This window comes from Parajatrophihabitans canadensis, from assembly GCF_053764775.1.
The window spans coordinates 1,659,259-1,674,860 of record NZ_CM132445.1 but is presented as its reverse complement, the minus strand read 5'-3'; the positions used below and the strand labels follow the sequence as shown (position 1 = coordinate 1,674,860).

The 15,602-nt window shown below is 64.0% G+C and carries 11 protein-coding genes; 2 read left to right on the top strand and 9 right to left on the bottom strand.

The window, feature by feature from the left end; translation table 11 throughout:
* Positions 1 to 16 precede the first annotated feature (16 nt).
* The 8 genes from ACSMXN_RS08075 to ACSMXN_RS08040 all read right to left on the bottom strand — a co-directional run bounded on the left by ACSMXN_RS08075 (position 17) and on the right by ACSMXN_RS08040 (position 11,800).
* Complete coding sequence (locus ACSMXN_RS08075; RefSeq protein WP_022911335.1) at positions 17 to 2,767, bottom strand: helix-turn-helix transcriptional regulator; 2,751 nt, start codon at positions 2,765 to 2,767, stop codon at positions 17 to 19.
* 202 nt (positions 2,768 to 2,969) lie between these two features.
* Positions 2,970 to 5,246, bottom strand: coding sequence for an MMPL family transporter (locus ACSMXN_RS08070; RefSeq protein WP_022911334.1), 2,277 nt, complete (start codon positions 5,244 to 5,246; stop codon positions 2,970 to 2,972).
* Positions 5,243 to 5,449 (bottom strand): hypothetical protein, encoded by a 207-nt coding sequence (locus tag ACSMXN_RS08065; RefSeq protein WP_022911333.1) that lies wholly within the window; start codon positions 5,447 to 5,449, stop codon positions 5,243 to 5,245. The genes ACSMXN_RS08070 and ACSMXN_RS08065 overlap by 4 nt, the downstream gene beginning before the upstream one ends.
* 164 nt (positions 5,450 to 5,613) lie before the next feature.
* Entirely contained in the window at positions 5,614 to 7,509 is a 1,896-nt protein-coding gene (locus ACSMXN_RS08060; RefSeq protein ID WP_196811113.1) for an HlyD family efflux transporter periplasmic adaptor subunit, read from the bottom strand.
* A gap of 70 nt (positions 7,510 to 7,579) precedes the next feature.
* A complete protein-coding gene (locus ACSMXN_RS08055; RefSeq protein WP_022911331.1) occupies positions 7,580 to 8,488 on the bottom strand; it encodes a DUF5666 domain-containing protein in 909 nt (302 codons plus the stop codon).
* Positions 8,489 to 8,569: 81 nt separating this feature from the next.
* Positions 8,570 to 9,802 carry an ABC transporter permease gene (locus tag ACSMXN_RS08050; RefSeq protein ID WP_022911330.1) on the bottom strand — a complete coding sequence of 411 codons (1,233 nt, stop codon included), beginning with the start codon at positions 9,800 to 9,802 and terminating at the stop codon, positions 8,570 to 8,572.
* Positions 9,799 to 10,521 carry an ABC transporter ATP-binding protein gene (locus ACSMXN_RS08045; protein WP_035942679.1) on the bottom strand — a complete coding sequence of 241 codons (723 nt, stop codon included), beginning with the start codon at positions 10,519 to 10,521 and terminating at the stop codon, positions 9,799 to 9,801. Before ACSMXN_RS08045 ends, ACSMXN_RS08050 begins: the two co-directional genes overlap by 4 nt.
* Positions 10,514 to 11,800 carry an efflux RND transporter periplasmic adaptor subunit gene (locus ACSMXN_RS08040; RefSeq protein WP_081648955.1) on the bottom strand — a complete coding sequence of 429 codons (1,287 nt, stop codon included), beginning with the start codon at positions 11,798 to 11,800 and terminating at the stop codon, positions 10,514 to 10,516. The genes ACSMXN_RS08045 and ACSMXN_RS08040 overlap by 8 nt, the downstream gene beginning before the upstream one ends.
* 472 nt (positions 11,801 to 12,272) lie before the next feature.
* On the opposite strand from ACSMXN_RS08040, the gene ACSMXN_RS08035 reads away from it, so the two are divergent.
* Positions 12,273 to 13,013, top strand: a complete 741-nt coding sequence (locus ACSMXN_RS08035; protein ID WP_455407731.1) for an FG-GAP repeat domain-containing protein — start codon at positions 12,273 to 12,275, stop codon at positions 13,011 to 13,013.
* Between the two features lie 222 nt (positions 13,014 to 13,235).
* On the top strand, positions 13,236 to 14,582 hold the full coding sequence (locus ACSMXN_RS08030; RefSeq protein ID WP_022911326.1) for an alpha/beta hydrolase-fold protein: 1,347 nt from the start codon (positions 13,236 to 13,238) through the stop codon (positions 14,580 to 14,582).
* Here the strand turns inward: ACSMXN_RS08030 and ACSMXN_RS08025 are convergent.
* A complete protein-coding gene (locus ACSMXN_RS08025) occupies positions 14,575 to 15,516 on the bottom strand; it encodes an LLM class F420-dependent oxidoreductase (protein ID WP_022911325.1) in 942 nt (313 codons plus the stop codon). The genes ACSMXN_RS08030 and ACSMXN_RS08025 overlap by 8 nt on opposite strands.
* Between the last annotated feature and the right edge of the window lie 86 nt (positions 15,517 to 15,602).

The window sequence follows — 15,602 nt, the reverse complement described above, 5'->3', positions numbered from 1 at the left end:
GGAGCCTCGGATTCGTTCAGACTGCGCGCGTTCGCAAGTCTCGGCGTGAGTGAATGCCCAGCTTGGTGTAGATATTTCCGAGGTGGTACTCGATTGCCTTCACGCTCAAATACAGCTCGGCGGCGACCTCACGATTGGTCATGCCGTTCATAACCAACCGCGCGACCACCTTCTCGCGGGCCGTCAAGGCGTTGAAGCTCGGCGAGGAGTTGAAGGAATCGTTCGAGCCTGACAGCGTCGGCCCGACCGCAATCCCGCACACGGAGAGGCTCTTCTCGCACTCCTGGCGGAACCGGTCGGCGCCGAGCCTCGCCAGGATGGCCTGTGCGAGTGACATCGGCGCTATTGCGTCCCTACGCATCTTTAGTCCGATGAGAAGCCGGCCGTAGTCACGCGCAAGTAGCCCGTCATCAAGAACCATCGATTCTGACGGCACACTCGCCAGTGCCGAGGCGAACAGGTCCATCGCCTCGTCAGGATGGCGCGAGTGCTGCTCGCATAGTGCGTCGAGACGAAGGCGCCCGGCTGGTGTTGTGCCGCCCCACGGAACTGGTGCGCGCTGGGTAAGAAGCTCCCGGGCCTCGCCAACTCTGCCGAGTTCTAGGTAAGCCTCGGCGAGTCGGTACCGCCACAGCGCGAGGTTGGGATGCTCGGCCACGCTGCCGGTATCGCCAACAGAACTTGCCAGCGGCTGCAGGGCCGAGGTGACGCCCACCCAGTCCGAGCGCGCCCACGCAAGGTGGCCAGCGGCCAGCGCGGCGTAGCCGAACGCCTCCCTCGTCCCCGCGGCAGCGACCTCATCGCCTGCGGCCGCCACCTGAAACTCTGCGAAGTGATGTTCGCCGCGTGCTGCGTACAAGTAGGCGGCGACCGACCGCGAATAAGGCAGATACCACGGATGCTCGAGGTCCTCCCCCAATGAGATGGCCAATTCTGCATGCGTCGCGGCCTGGTCCCACTCGCCCGCCCGGAATTCGTCCTCAGCCAGGGCCGCATAGACCTGAGTGGTGTAACTCGTGTGCGCACCGGACTGAACCCACCGCACGACGGTGCGCAGGTCGTGCAATGCGCTCTCGAGCGCGCCGGACCAAGTCTGCACGATGCCGCGGACCGCGAGAAGCTCCGGCTCGAACGCAACCGGACGGCGATGGCTGGCCGAACAGTCCTGCAGGAGAGCTGCAGATTCGTCGATCCGGCCGAGGTGGGCATAGCCCCAGGCCAGGGCTTGCTTGGCAACGGCGTCCTCTCGAGTACCTGGACGGCTGACCTCTCGCGCCCGATCGCCCCACAGAATCGCGCTGTCGTACGAGCCGGTCATCACCCCCAGCAGGGCCAAGGCGGCCGCGCACCGGCCGAAGACGTCCGCATCACGTTCGGGTTCGAGCGATTGGGCGAGCGTGTGCAATTGGGCAGCCGAGCGGTCCAGCCGGCCGCTGGTCAAGTCGAGCAACGCCAACGTGTAGCGCTGGCGCGGGCTCGGTGTTCTGGCTGCGATCGCTGCGGTTTGAGATTCCGCAGCTGCGATGTCACCGCCGAACACCAGGAGCTCGACCGCCTCATACAGGCTCTTGTCGGCGCGGCCGGAGTCACCGTCCACTGTCGAGGCTGCACGAAGATAATCCGCGGCCGCAAGGAACAATCCGTCGCCCAAAGCTTCTTCGGCCACCCGCCTGAGCTCGGCAGCAACGTTGTCGTCACCGTCCGTGCCGACGGCGGCGACCCGATGACGATACGACGCCGGAGGCGGGAGGATCCTTGCCGCCGCACTGTGCAACCGCTGCCGATGCGACGGAGACATGTCGTTGTAAACAGCCGCCCGCACCAGCGGATGGTCAAAGGAGAGTACGTCATCGGTATCGGTGATCGTCACCGCGAGCAGGCGCGCGGCAACCACCTCATCGGCAGCTGCGGAGACATCGTCGACCCCGGCGATACTGCCAGCCGCCCGCATCGCGCATCTCATACCAACCACTGCGATCGCTGCGACAAGCTCTCGGGCCTGCGGCGAGACCCGGGCCAACCGAGCGAAGACGGTAGCCGCGAATGCACGCGGTGCCGGAAGATCCGTCAACCGCTCGGTCAACGCCTCTTGCGGCAGCTCAGCCAGTAGCGCGCTGAGATAGAGCGGGTTGCCCGCCGTGTGACGCCGAAGGTGTTCGCCAACATCGGACCGCACGGACCATCCGCTGGCAGCAGCGACCTGTTTGACTTCGCTGGTCGTCAGGCCGCCGAGGCGTAGCAAGGTGGCACGATCCTGATCAGCGAGCAATCGACGCCAGCTCGGGCCGAATCGGTCCATCTCCGTGGGCCGACTGGCAAGAAGGACGAGCACGCTGTCGGTGCGAAGCCGACGCAGGCAGAACAGCAAGGCTTGGGCCGATGGCACGTCGACCCAGTGCAGGTCATCGATGACGACGACGATGGTTCCCTTCTCCTCGCGGTAGCCGATTGCCGCTAGCAGTGCAACGCCAACGGCGTACACATCAGACTGCGGATTGGCAGGCACCTGGTCGGGCAGCGATTCGATCAGCTGATTGCAGACGCCGAACTCCAACGACGACTCGTTCTCATCGCCGCTTGCCCAGATCACGTTGCCTTGTGGAAGGTCGAGCACGAACTGGCGCAACAGGGCGGTCTTGCCGATTCCGCCGTCACCTTCGACCATCACTACCTGTGTGCGGCCCTCGTCCGCCCGTGCAAATGACGCTCGCAGCAGCGCCAGCTCATCCGAACGCCCCACGAAGGAAGCGGACGGAATCTTCGGCATCGGGATCTCCCCGGGTCGGCCCAGACGGTGCTTCAATGCTACGTGCAACAGCGGCGAACAGAGGCAATCAGAAGCGATCTGAACCCTTCAGCGGCGAACGCATGGTCAAATATCGGGGGCTACCTCGCAAAACGCGCCGCCCCGTCCGCGGGCGCATGAAGTTGGCGGCGTGGAGTTTGCTTGGAGTTACCAGCCGCGGGCGCTAAGAGCTACTAACCGAAGGCTGGTTCGTGAGCTTGTCTTCGTCCTCGGCTGCGGCGATCTTTGCCAGGTGTTCAGTTCCCTCGATGTCGAGATTGGGAGTGATCCGGTCAAGCCAGCGTGGAATCCACCACGCGTGCCGATCGAGCAACGACATCACGGCAGGAACCAAAACCATTCGAATGACGCTGGCGTCGATGAGCACTGCGGCCGCCATGCCAACAGCGAGCATCTTCACCGTCGGGTCCTTGTCGAGAACAAAGCTCAGAAAGACCACCACCATGATCGCCGCAGCCGTCGTGATGACCCGTGCGGTACTGCCGATACCGATCGCCACGCTGCGGTGCGCATCGCTGGTCTTCATCCAGGCCTCGTGAACCCGCGAGATCAGAAAGACCTCATAGTCCATTGACAATCCGAACACGATCGCGAACATCAACATGGGCACGAACGCTGGAATCGGTAGGTCCTCATGGATGCCAACAAGCGCAGAGCCCCACCCCCATTGGAAGATCGCGACCACCACACCGTAAGCGGCAGCAACCGACAACAGATTGAGGATGGCCGCTTTGGTGGCAATCACGACTGAACGGAAGGCAACCGTCAAGAGGACGAAGGCGAGCGCGACGACGACGAGGATGAGCCACACCATCCGTTGGGACACCTTCGCCGTGAAATCGACATAGGACGCGGTCGCGCCGACGATGTAGGTCTTGGCCGGGATGGTCGGCAGGACCGAAGACCGCAGGTTGTCGACCAGCTTGGTCGTCGCGGCATCCTGAGGCGATGTGGTCGGCACGACCGTCATGACCGCCGTCGTGTTCGTTGAGTTCAACGTCGGGCCACTTGCCGCCGCCACCCCCGGCGTCTTCGCCAGGGTGGCTTGCGCGTTGGTCAGCAACGTCGTCGTTTGATCTGGACTTTGCCCGGCCGGAAGCGCGTAGACCACCGTCAACGGACCGTTGCTACCTGGGCCGAACCCGGTGGCGATCAGGTCGTAGGCGCGGCGAATGCTTTCTGAGGTCGGGTTGGTTCCAGCGTCGAGTTGGCCAAGCCGCAAAGCGAACAACGGGATCGCCAGCACGACCAGTACACACGTGGCAGCGATTGCCCACGGCGTCGGCCGCTTGCTTACCATCCGACCCCAGCGGGCGAACGCACTCCGCTCGTGCGCCTGGTCGCTAGCTGCGGTCAGGTCGGCGAGCCGAGCGGCTTCACTGCGATCATCACTGTCGTCGTTGCGGACTCTCTTCGCCGCCCGAAGGTCCCGCAGTGACCGGACGTTCGCGCCGGCCACGCTCATGAATGCGGGCATCAGGGTAAGCGCGGCCAGCATCGTCACGGCCACGACGATCGCCGAGGCCAATCCCATTGCGCCGACGAACGGTACGCCGGAGACATACAGTCCCAGGATCGCGATGACGACGGTGCTCCCGGCGACGACGATTGCGGCTCCGGAAGTTGCCGCCGATCGCCCGATCGACGTTTCCACGTCCATGCCATGATCAAGTTGCTCGCGATGTCGGGCGACCAGGAACAGCCCGTAATCCACGGCGACGCCGAGACCGAGGAGCGTGGCCACAGTCGGCGCGGTGGTCGGAAAGGTGAGACCGGCGGACAACAGCCCTACCAGCGACAAACCAGCAAGCACGCTGAACACCGCAGACAACAGCGGCAATACTGCGGCCACGATCGAGCCGAACATGAAGAGCAGTAACACCAGTGCGCACGACAGGCCGATGATTTCAGACGACTTGTCGTCGGTTTTTTGTCCGATCTGGCCAGCGCCGGCACCGTATTCCACTTGAAGCCCGACGGCCCGAGCTGGAGCGACCGCTGCGTCCAGCTGCTTGAGGTACGCGGTGTCCAGCGAGGTCGGGACCACATTCCAGGACGCGGTGCCGTAGGCGATCGTGCCGTCCTTCGACACCTGCGGAGAGTTCGGGACGGCAAACGGGCTTACGGTACCGATCACATGCGGCAATTTTGCGATGTTCGCCATCGCAGTGTTCACAGCATTGGTCTGGGCCGCGACCGTACCGGTGTGCGCATGAAACACGATCTGCCCGGCGTAACCGCTTTGCTGGACAAAGTCCTGCCGTAGCAACGTGGTCCCTTCCGAGGATTGGCTGCCGGGCACGGTGTAATCGTTGACGTACTCACCTCCGAAGGCATTGCGAGTCACGGCTAGCAGAGCCAAGATGACAATCCAGCCTGCAACCACGATCCAACGGCGCCGAGCGCACCAGCGACCTACTAGGTCCAAGAACGCATTCATCGTTGATTCCCCTCGTAGGGGTCGGCCAACTCGTCGGGCTCGGCCAACTCGTCCGTCTCGTCCGGCTCGTCACGTTCGAAGCGTTCGATAGCCGCGACGAGTTCCAGAACACCGTCGAACCCGAGACAGAGTTGGTCACGGGATCGGGTCAGGGAGCCTCGATACTGCGCGCCTACTCGCTGGACTTGCAGCTCCAGGTGCATGGGGACTCCGTCTCACACGGCGCGGCGGGACCAGAACGTGCCTATACAGTCTCGCGAACTCCTAGGGATGTCCCTAGGGAACATCCCTAAAACCCCCCGAATTGTGTAACGCTCGGCATCTATGCGATGCCGAGCGTTACACAATTCGGGGGGTTTGGGCTTCTCTAGCCTCCGATGCCGCGAGCGCCGCCTCCGAAATTCCCGAATCCGCCGGTGCCAGCGCCGAATCCGCCTGTACGGGTGGTCGTCGTGCTCGTGCTGGTCGGCAGCGGCTGGGACAGATCAGCGAGCACTACCTGTTGACCGGTCTTCAAACCGCTCTTGACCTGCGTGACATCAGCGCCGGCGATTCCCAAGGTGACACGAACTGTGCTGGTCTTGCCACCACTCAGGACGGTGACCGTGTGGCTGCCGCCGGCCCCTGAGTGAATGGCCGAATTGGGGACGGTCAGGACGTTCGTCGCCGTCCCGGTAGCGATGACCACGTCGGCGCCCGAACCGTCGAAGAGATGAGGGCTACCCGCATTGAGCGAGACCGTCACGGGAAATGTCGTGCTGGAACCAGATGTGGTACTCAGCAGTCCGATGGCGGTCACCTTGCCGAGCAGCTTTGTCGCGACGCCGTCTGCAGCTACGCTGACCGACTCGCCAATCTTGATCAGGTCGACCTGGGCCAGCGCCACGGTGGTGTCGACGGCTTGGGTTCCGGTAGAGATGATCGTGATCGTCTGGCTGTTGGAACTGGCGCCGACGGTCATCCCGATGGCGGCAACCGTTCCCGCGGCGGGGCTTTTCAGGGTCGCCGCGGCGAGATTCTGCTGAGCTACCTTCAACTCCGCTTCGGCAGCGTCGATCGCCGCCTGATCGGCAGCCAACTGGGCAGCGCTGGCGGGTTGGCTGGTGGTCGAGGCGCCCGAGCCGCTCTGGCTGGAGCCCCCGGTACCACTACCACTGCCGTTGGCACCCGAGCCGTTCGCTCCGGTTGCGCTACCCGTCCCAGAGTGGCTGGTTCCCGACGCGCCGCTCGTACCGGATCCGCCAGTGCCGGACGATCCACTCGCGCCAGCTGACCCACCCTTCGTGCCCGAACCAGTGGATCCGCCCGACCCGCTGGAACTGCCCGATCCACTGGAGCCCGTCGTGGACGCGGCCGATTGCAGTTCGCTGATCAGCTTGTCCAGGCTGGGTATCGCCGTGTCGAGGGACTTCACGTAGTTGTCCTGAGCGGCGATCTTACTGTCCAGCGTGGCGACACCAGCGGCAAGCGTGTCGGCCGATGCCTGGTAATTCGCCATTGCGCTTGCGCACGCGTCTGATACGGACGTGCCCGAGGCGCTCGACGAGCCCGACGCGGAGGAGGACGGCGACGTCGTCGTCGTGGTAGTAGGTGTCGTAGTCGACGTGACAGTAGGTGTGCCTGTTGTTGTGCAAGCCGTCTGCTGGGCGTCCCGAAGCTGGGTGTTCTGCGCGACGGTGGCGTCCACCGCCTTTTGTGCTGCGTCTACCTCGGTCTGCGCAGCGTCGATGTTCTGTTGGGCAGCGACGACAGCGCCTTGGGCTGCTTGTATTTGCTTGATCAACGCGCTCAGGCTGTTGCCGCCCGTCGACGCGACAGCCTTGGTGAACACCGCAGTCTCGACAATCAGCGAGCTGGCAGGCTCGTAGCTCGCCGTAGTGGCAGTTGCCGCGGTCGCGGCTGTGGTGGCGGTCGCACTGCCACCAGATGACGTGCTGGTCTGACCAGTCTCGTCGGCCTGCAATTTCTGCCGCGCGGTAGCCAATGCCGAGTTACTGGAATCGAGCGCACCCTGCAGAGATGTTGTGTCGAGCTGCGCGAGTACCTGCCCGGCGCTGACGCTCTGGCCGACCTTCACATCGATGGACTTGACCGTGCCCGAGGCAGCGAACGACGGCGTTGACTTGAGTGAGGACGTGATCGTTCCGGACGATTCGACGGTCTGGGTCACTGACGCCAGGCTCGCGGTTGCCGTTTGCCGGGCCGGCCCACTATTACCGGTGGTGGCGGCGGCGACCGCACCTCCCCCACCAACCACCACCACTGCGACTCCTGCCGCGATGGTGCGCCTGCGACGCGCTTTGCGTCGGCGCGAACGATTCGAACGTGGATCGTCAGCCAGCATTCGTCCCACCGTTGTTCCCGCCGCCAAAGCCGCCACCAAAGCCGCCACCGACACTGCACTGCCCGTTGGTCGGGGCAGTGATGCGCACGCTGGTTGCCGCCACAGTCCCCGTCGAATCGGCTTTACCCTGAGCCGTCACGCATTTGCCGACCTGCAGCGAAGCCGCCGTCGCCGTTGCCTCCGTCGTGACCTTGGTACTCGAATCGACTGTGACGGTCTTGCTCGTTGTTGATCCGGTGCTGCCGGGTTGCTCGGCCGCCACCACGAGAGTTGAACCAGACACCGAGCTGACCAAGCCACTGGCGACCGTTGCGAAACCGGCGCGGCCCGCGGCACCACCAGTGCCTGAGGGGGCACCCGACGGCCGCGTACCGCCCGACGGCCGCGTACCGCCTGACGGTCGCGTACCGCCGCCGCGGGCGCCGGTGCACGCGCCATTCACGGGTGCGCTGACCGAAAGAGTGGTCGCGGTAAACGACGCTGAAGTCGAAGACGATGCGGACGAGGACGAGGAGGACGAGGTTCCGGACGAGTCGATTGCGATGACGCAGTCGCCCGCCTTCACCGTGCTCGCCGACGACGCCACCGTCTGCGCGAACTTCGTCGATCCGCTCCAGGTGACCGCAACCTGGCCGTTCTGCTGACTCTGAACCTGCATGGTCGTACCAGAAATCGAGGCCACCGTTCCGGATGCACCCGGGCTGCCGCCACCGGCGTTCGCCCCGGCGCCCGCACCACGCCCGGTATTCGCCGACGAGCCGGACGGCGCAGCGGGGGAAGCGCTGGAGGATGAACCGCCGCAGGCGCTGAGGGTTAGCACCGCAGCGAGCCCGATGATCGTGACGGCGATCATCCGGCGCACCGTCCACAGCCGTAGTGGGTTGAAGCGGGTGATCATTCGTTGTCCTTTCCAGAGAACGCTATTCCTGAACCGCGAGCAGTGCGCGGTTGAACTATTCGATAGGCCTTGCCGCCACGCTCATTCACTGCGCAGCGCGTCGATGGGCGAGAGTTTTGCCGCGCGTCCAGCGGGATAAACCCCGAATCCGACGCCGATCGCGACAGCCACCGCAATTGCGATGAGAATCCACGGCACCGAGATGGCAATCGGGTTGGACATGAAGTGCGGTAGGACGAGCGCTCCGCCGACCCCGACTGCGACCCCGAGCAGGCCACCAGTGAGCCCGAGCATGGACGCTTCGGAGAGAAACTGTCTTCGGATGACAGTGGGCGTACCGCCGAGCGCTTTGCGCAGACCGATCTCCCGCGTCCGTTCCTTGATGGACACGAGCATGATGTTCATGACGCCGATTCCACCGACGACCAAGGACAACACCGCGACTGCGATGAGCAGAGTGGTCAGCGTTCCGTCGACTGAGCTGGATGTGCTGATCACCGATTGCTGCGTCGTGATGGTGAAGTCCGGTGTGGCGGCTGCAGTCGTGCCGTGCCGGTACTCCAGGATCGCATTGGCCTCCTGATAGGCGGCGCTGAGTCTGTTGGCCGACGACGCCTTCACGTAGATCGTCTGCACAGACGTGCGATTCGTTCCGCCGACGATCTGCTGGGAAGCCGTACTGAATGGGACGATCGCCTGATCGTCGAGGTTCGTTGTCGAATCTGAGCCGGCTGACGCGAGCACTCCGATCACCTGGTACGGCACGCTGTTGATCGTCACGCTCTGGCCCACTGGGTTTACGAAACCGAACAATTCGCTTGCCGTGTCGGCCGCCAGCACGGTGACTGGCGCTGCACTCGATTCATCGGCAGCACTGATGAATCGCCCCGATGACAGCGTGCGGCCACGCACCGACTGCCAAGCCGGTGTCGTACCGACGACGGTGGTCGTCCAGTTGGTCGTGCCGTTGACCAGCGACTGGGAATTGCTCTGCAGAATCGGCGCAACGCCGCTGATGTCGGGAGCCGCCGTCGGCGACGACAGTGCCGTCGCGTCGGCCATTGTCAGGGTAGAGGCGGAGCCGAAACCGCCTCGCACCCCGCCCGTCGTCGAACTGCCCGGAGAGATTATCAACAGGTTCCCGCCGAGTGCGGACAACTGCTTGGAGACCTGTTGCTGTGCGCCTTGACCGAGACCTACGGTGAGCACAACCGCAGCGATGCCGATCAAAATGCCCAGTGAGGTAAGGGTCGAACGCAGCTTGTGCGAGCGGATCGCATCCCAACCGTTACGCAGGATGTCCGACCAGGTCATCGCGCACTGCCAGGAGCGGCGTGTTCGAGGGCGGCAACGTCTGAGTCGATCTGCCCGTCGCGAATCCGAATGACCCGCGCGGCTCGCCGTGCGACTTCCTCCTCGTGCGTGATGAGCACGACGGTGCGGCCTTGCTCATGCAGTTCAGCGAACAACCCCAGCACATCCTCCGTCGCCGTCGAATCGAGATTGCCGGTCGGCTCGTCCGCGAGCAGCAGGGCTGGTTCGCTGGCGAGCGCTCGTGCAACTGCGACGCGTTGTTGCTGGCCACCGGAGAGTTCACCGGGCCGATGGTCAACGCGATCGCCGAGGCCGACTCGTTCCAGCGCCGCTTGGGCGCGTCGCCGGCGTTCGTCACGCGACACTGCGGCATAGGACAGCGGCAGCTCGACATTGCGCAGAGCGGTCATCGACGGCAGCAGGTTGAACTGCTGAAAGACGAAACCGATTCGTCGGTTGCGCACTTGGGCGAGATCTATCTCGTCCATCGCGCTGACGTCCTCACCGGCCAGCAGGTAGTTGCCGGAGGTCGGCACGTCGAGGCACCCGAGGATATGCATCAAGGTCGACTTTCCCGATCCTGAAGGTCCCATGATGGCGACGTATTCGCCCTGGTCGATGGAAAGGGTTATGCCGCGTAGTGCCTCGACCTCGATCGTGCCTATGCCGTAGACCTTCCGGACGTTCTCGAGTTCAATGACCGGTTGCGTGTCAGCCATTGCTACCACCGCCGGTCGCGCCGCCCCGGGCACCCCCACCGAAGCCTCCGCCGCCGAACTCGCCGGTGCCGAAGCCCCCTGCGCCTGAACCGCCTGCGCCTGAACCGCCGGTGCCGACCCGGCCAGTGCCAGGTTGGTTGGTAGACGCGCCGCCGGTGCGGCCACCGAATTGGACCTCAGGTACCACGATCTTGTCGCCGGCCGACACCCCCGAAAGGATCTGGGTTTGGCCGCCGGACGACAGTCCCACCTTCACCGTGGTTTGTACGGTCTTGCCGTTCTCGACCTGTTCGACGTACTGGTTGCCTGCCGAGTCGCGGTGCACTGCGGTGCTGGACACGACGACGACGTCGGCGAGCTGCTTGTAGATCAGCGTGGCGGTCACGTTGGCCCCGTCGTGCATGCCGGTGGGCGCGCCGGTAACGGCGATGACCACCGGGTAACTCGCTGTGCCGGTCGTCGACGACGAGACCAGACCGATCGATGAGATCGTGCCGTAGACAGTGCCATCAGCGCCGGTCACAGCGAGCTGTGCCTGGTCGGCCGTCTTGATGAGCCCGACCGAAGTGGCACCGACCGTGGCATTCACGACCCACGAGTTGGTACTGATGACGAGCACCTGCGGTGATGAACTGGACGAGGCGGACGAACCCTGCCCAGCGGCGGACGAACCCTGCCCGGCGGTGGACGCGCCCTGCCCTGACCCGCCGCTCGCGGAAGAACCCGTGCTACTCGAGCTGGTGCCCGATACCGACTGCCCGACGCTGAGGTTGACGGTTGCAACCACGCCGTCGATCGGTGAGGTCAAATTCGCGGCCGCGAGCTGGGATCTGGCCGAGGTCAGCTGGTTGTTCGCCGCTGTGAGGGCGGCATTGTCGGCGGCGAGCTGAGTTGCGCTCGCACTCGTGTCGCTGTCCACCTTGGCCTGATCATTGGCGACGGTGGCTTCTGCCTGTGCCACGCTGGCCGCCAGTGATGCCGAGTCGACGGTGGCGAGGATCTGGCCCTTCTTCACGGTCTGGCCTACTGCGGCCGAAACGCCCGTCACCTGACCCGAAACCGCAAAATCAAGGCTTTCCTGGGAGGCCGGAGCTAGCGTGCCGGTCGCCGACACGCTCTGCTTGATCGTTGCCGTGCTTACCGTCTGCGTGGTCGTCGGTGTGGCCGCCGTCGCGCTGCCGCCACGGGTGCCGGCATAAGTACCGAACCCGACGCCAGCCAGAACTATGACAACAGTGATTCCGGTCAGGCGAGGGTGGGCCCTCAGCCGACTCAGCATTGCCTTCATTGCATCCTTTCGAACGTGGTTGCACGACCGGCGCGCAGGTGTTGAACGCCATTACGCGAGGTTTGATCAACCCGCTGACCCACGCATCGGGGCATGGTCGTCGACGAGTTCACCGTTGCGTGACAAGCACAACTGCCGGCGCCCGCTCGGTGCGGTCACTGTTCACGCCGGTTCGGTTGTGAACTGGTACCAGCAGACCCCACTCACCTGCTCGCGACCTTCATGGCAGCTGAACGTTTGATATGTGTCCCGTCCCCGCAGACTGTCCACCGCACCAGCACCCACACCCACACCCACACCCGCGCCAGTCGTCGACAACTACTGGCTGTTGTGAGTATCTGTTACTGCGGGTAGTCGAGAACACAAGTAAGTAACGATCGGCGACCTGCTCTGGCTGTGAACTTTCTGAGGCGCGAGGCTTCGGCTAGTCAGTGGACAGGTACATCTCTTCCCAGGGGACAGCATGCGCTTTCGCGTCGTTCTAGCAGTATTCGTAGGTCTCTGCTTCATGATTCTGGGTCAGTCGATTGCCCACGCCGGGACGCCGACGACGACCCTGACCGGTGATCTGACCGGCGACGGAATACCGGATCGCATCGTGCTCGGAGGCACCGGACCAACCTGCACTGTCACGGTCGCCCCAGGACGCTCCAACGGGACGTTCGCCCACGCAGTCGTTCACTCCTACACGGTCGCGGGCGCAACAAACTGTCCGGATCTCGGCGCAGTCGGTGCTTTCACCCACCGAGGTTCGCACGAGTTGGTCGTCGCCTATTTCAACGGGCCGCCGCCAACGGCGGCCCAGAACAACCTGATCGTGCTGCGGAATTACCAGATGGTGGACGCCGCCGCCGGGCAGCGGTTTCCAAGTGCGATCGGTGCCCGTGACCTGAATGGTGATGGGTTGAGCGACCTCTTTGAAAGCACAGATGAAGGCCAAGGGTTGACCACCTGGATGTCAGTGCATGGTCATCTCACGGCGGGCCCCGTACACGTGGTCTCGTCCAGAATCGACAGTTTGAAGTTTGCGGATCTGAAGAACAACGGCAACCTCGATCTGCTCGTTGGCTATCAGACATTCGGCGCAGGCGCCCACGCGTCGGTGGTGAACAGCAAGACCGGAGTTGAGACCGTGCTGGCAACTGATCCCCAACGCAAGCTTCACCGTGGTGGCGGTGCGGGCGAACCGGGATTGCTTCATTGACATCAAGGTTTCCACGTCAGGCAGCCCCGACCTGATCTTCCTCAACGACGGCCACGGGCATTTCACCCCCCGCGCTAGCTGAGATTCGCTGAAGCCTGCCTCGCTGTCCGCCAATCGGGGGGCAGTGAGGTCAGCCCTTTGTTCAGCCACTCGGTCGACTCTGTCTGATCGCTATCGCCACGAGACTCATCTCAACGGAAAACATCGAGATGGAGTCAGGTCATGATCGGGTCGATTTCACTGGTACACGGGTTCTTGCTGCCGCTTGTAGTGGCGCTTGCCGGGGTGTCGCTGTTGCTGCTTCTGGGCCGCCGCGACGGAGCCTGGAAGCGCCAACTGCTGATCGGTGTCCCGATCACCGCGGCGCTGGTCGGTGTGGTCGCCACGCTCGTGGACGGCTTCGCTCTCATCCCGTACCAGTTCCCGAATTCGTATTACTTCTGGTTCGGCCTGATCATCCTGGGCATCGCATTCAGCATCATCGGCTGGCGCAGCTTCGCCGTCGGCCGCAGGACACTGAGCGCGGCCTCACTCGTGCTGACCGTGACGATGGCCGTGATGCTCGTCAACGCGCAGTACCAGTACTACCCGACAGTCGCATCGGCCTTCGGCGGCGGCGCCCACCGGGTCTCGGGCGCTCAGCTGGAAGAGGCCGCAGCAGCACAGGACGCCGCCAACCGTGAAGCCTCGCGCGAGGAGCTGGAGCAGGCAAGGATCAAGCTGGCCGGCGGCAACCCCGCGGTTGCCCTGCACGGGACGACCCTTCAGGTTCCGATCCCTGGCGTCGTCTCAGGCTTCAACCCGCGCGACGCCTACGTCTGGTTGCCACCGGCATGGTTCACTCAGCCACTGCGTAAGTTGCCGGTCGTCGAGTTGATCGCCGGCGTGCCAGGAACCCCCGCTGACTGGACGCGCGCCGGCTTTGCAAATCAGACCGCCAGCGAGTTCGCTCAAGCCCACAACGGGGTCGCGCCGATCCTGGTAATGCCCGACGCGAACGGCTCGGACAATGCCGACACCGAATGCGTCGACAGCTCTCGCGGCAACGCCGACACCTACCTGAGCGTCGATGTACCGGCCTACGTTCGCTCGACCTTCGACGCCAAGACCGGACCGGACTCCCTCGCGATCGGAGGCCTGTCCGCCGGTGGCATGTGCGCCACGATGCTGGCGCTGCGCCACCCGGCGATCTACAGCACCTTCGCCGATTACGCCGGACTGACCAGCCCAACCGTAGGCGAGACGGTCGACCCACAGGACACCATCAACCAACTCTTCAATGGCTCGTCCGCCGCCTATGCCGCCCACGATCCGCTGCAGCTCCTGGCCAGCAAGTCCTACCCGGGCATGGCGGGTTGGTTCGAGGTCGGCACGGAGGACAGCGGCCCGTTGGCTGCCCAACGTCAACTCGCCCCGCTGGCCCGGCAGGCCGGCATCGGCACCACGGCGATCGAGGTGCCAGGCGGAGCTCACAACTTCGACTTCTTCGCTCGCGCCTTCGCTGACTCCCTGCCATTCCTTTCCTACCGGCTCGGACTTACCGGATCACCGGCCGGCTTGCCTACCTGATGAACTCCGCCGCGAACCGGCGCAGCGCGTCGGGGTTGAGCGAGTCATGAAAGGCAACGATCAGCTCATCGACACCGGCCAGCTCGAAGGCGGCGATCCGTTCGCGGATGGTGTCGAGGGTGCCGATGAGGCCGTATTCGGCGAGGCGGCCGGGAAAGACCATCGGCGCCCACGGCGGGATCGCCGCCAAAGCTTTCTCGTCGGTGTCGGCCATGATGCAGTATCCGGTCGAGGTCTTGGTGATCGTGGAGTAGTCGCGACCGACCGTCGCACAGTGTTTGGCGAGGACGTCGAATTTTCGAGCCACCTCATCGGGCGGTTCCTGCACGTTGCACAGATCCCCGTACTGCGAGACCAGCCTCAGCGTGATCTTCTCGCCTCCCCCGGCGATCATCACCGGAATGTGCGGTGTCTGAACGCCTGCGGGTTGAGCAGCGATGCCGTTGACGCGGTAGTGCTTTCCCTCAAAGGTGGTGGCGGGATCGGTCCACATCGATCGGATGATCTGCAACGCCTCGTCGAGTTGACCCAACCGCTGCGGCGCGCTCGGAAACTCATAGCCGAAGGCGTGATACTCCTCTTCGTACCAGCCGGCGCCGATGCCGAAATTGAGTCTGCCGTTGGAGATGACGTCTACCGTCGATGCCATCTTCGCCAACAGCGCAGGGTTGCGGTAGCCGTTGCCGGTGACGAGTTGACCGAGACGGATGCGGCTGGTCTCGCGCGCCAGGGCGGCAAGTGTGGTCCACACTTCGAACACGTAGTCGGCACCGGGGCCGAACGGTAGGAAATGATCGGGCGCCCACATGGTCTCGAAGCCACTGTCGTCGGCGGTTGCGGCCAGCTCACAGATCTTGTCGAAGGCCGCGACCGGGTCGGTGTACCCGGTGAATTCGTGGGTCGTGCCGGTCGGTATGTACACGCTGAACTTCATAGTCGCAGGGATCCCTTTCTTGCTTGGGCACCGCCTCGGTGCGCTGCTGCAATACGGACTTGCAAGCACCGGCAAAGGAATCGCTT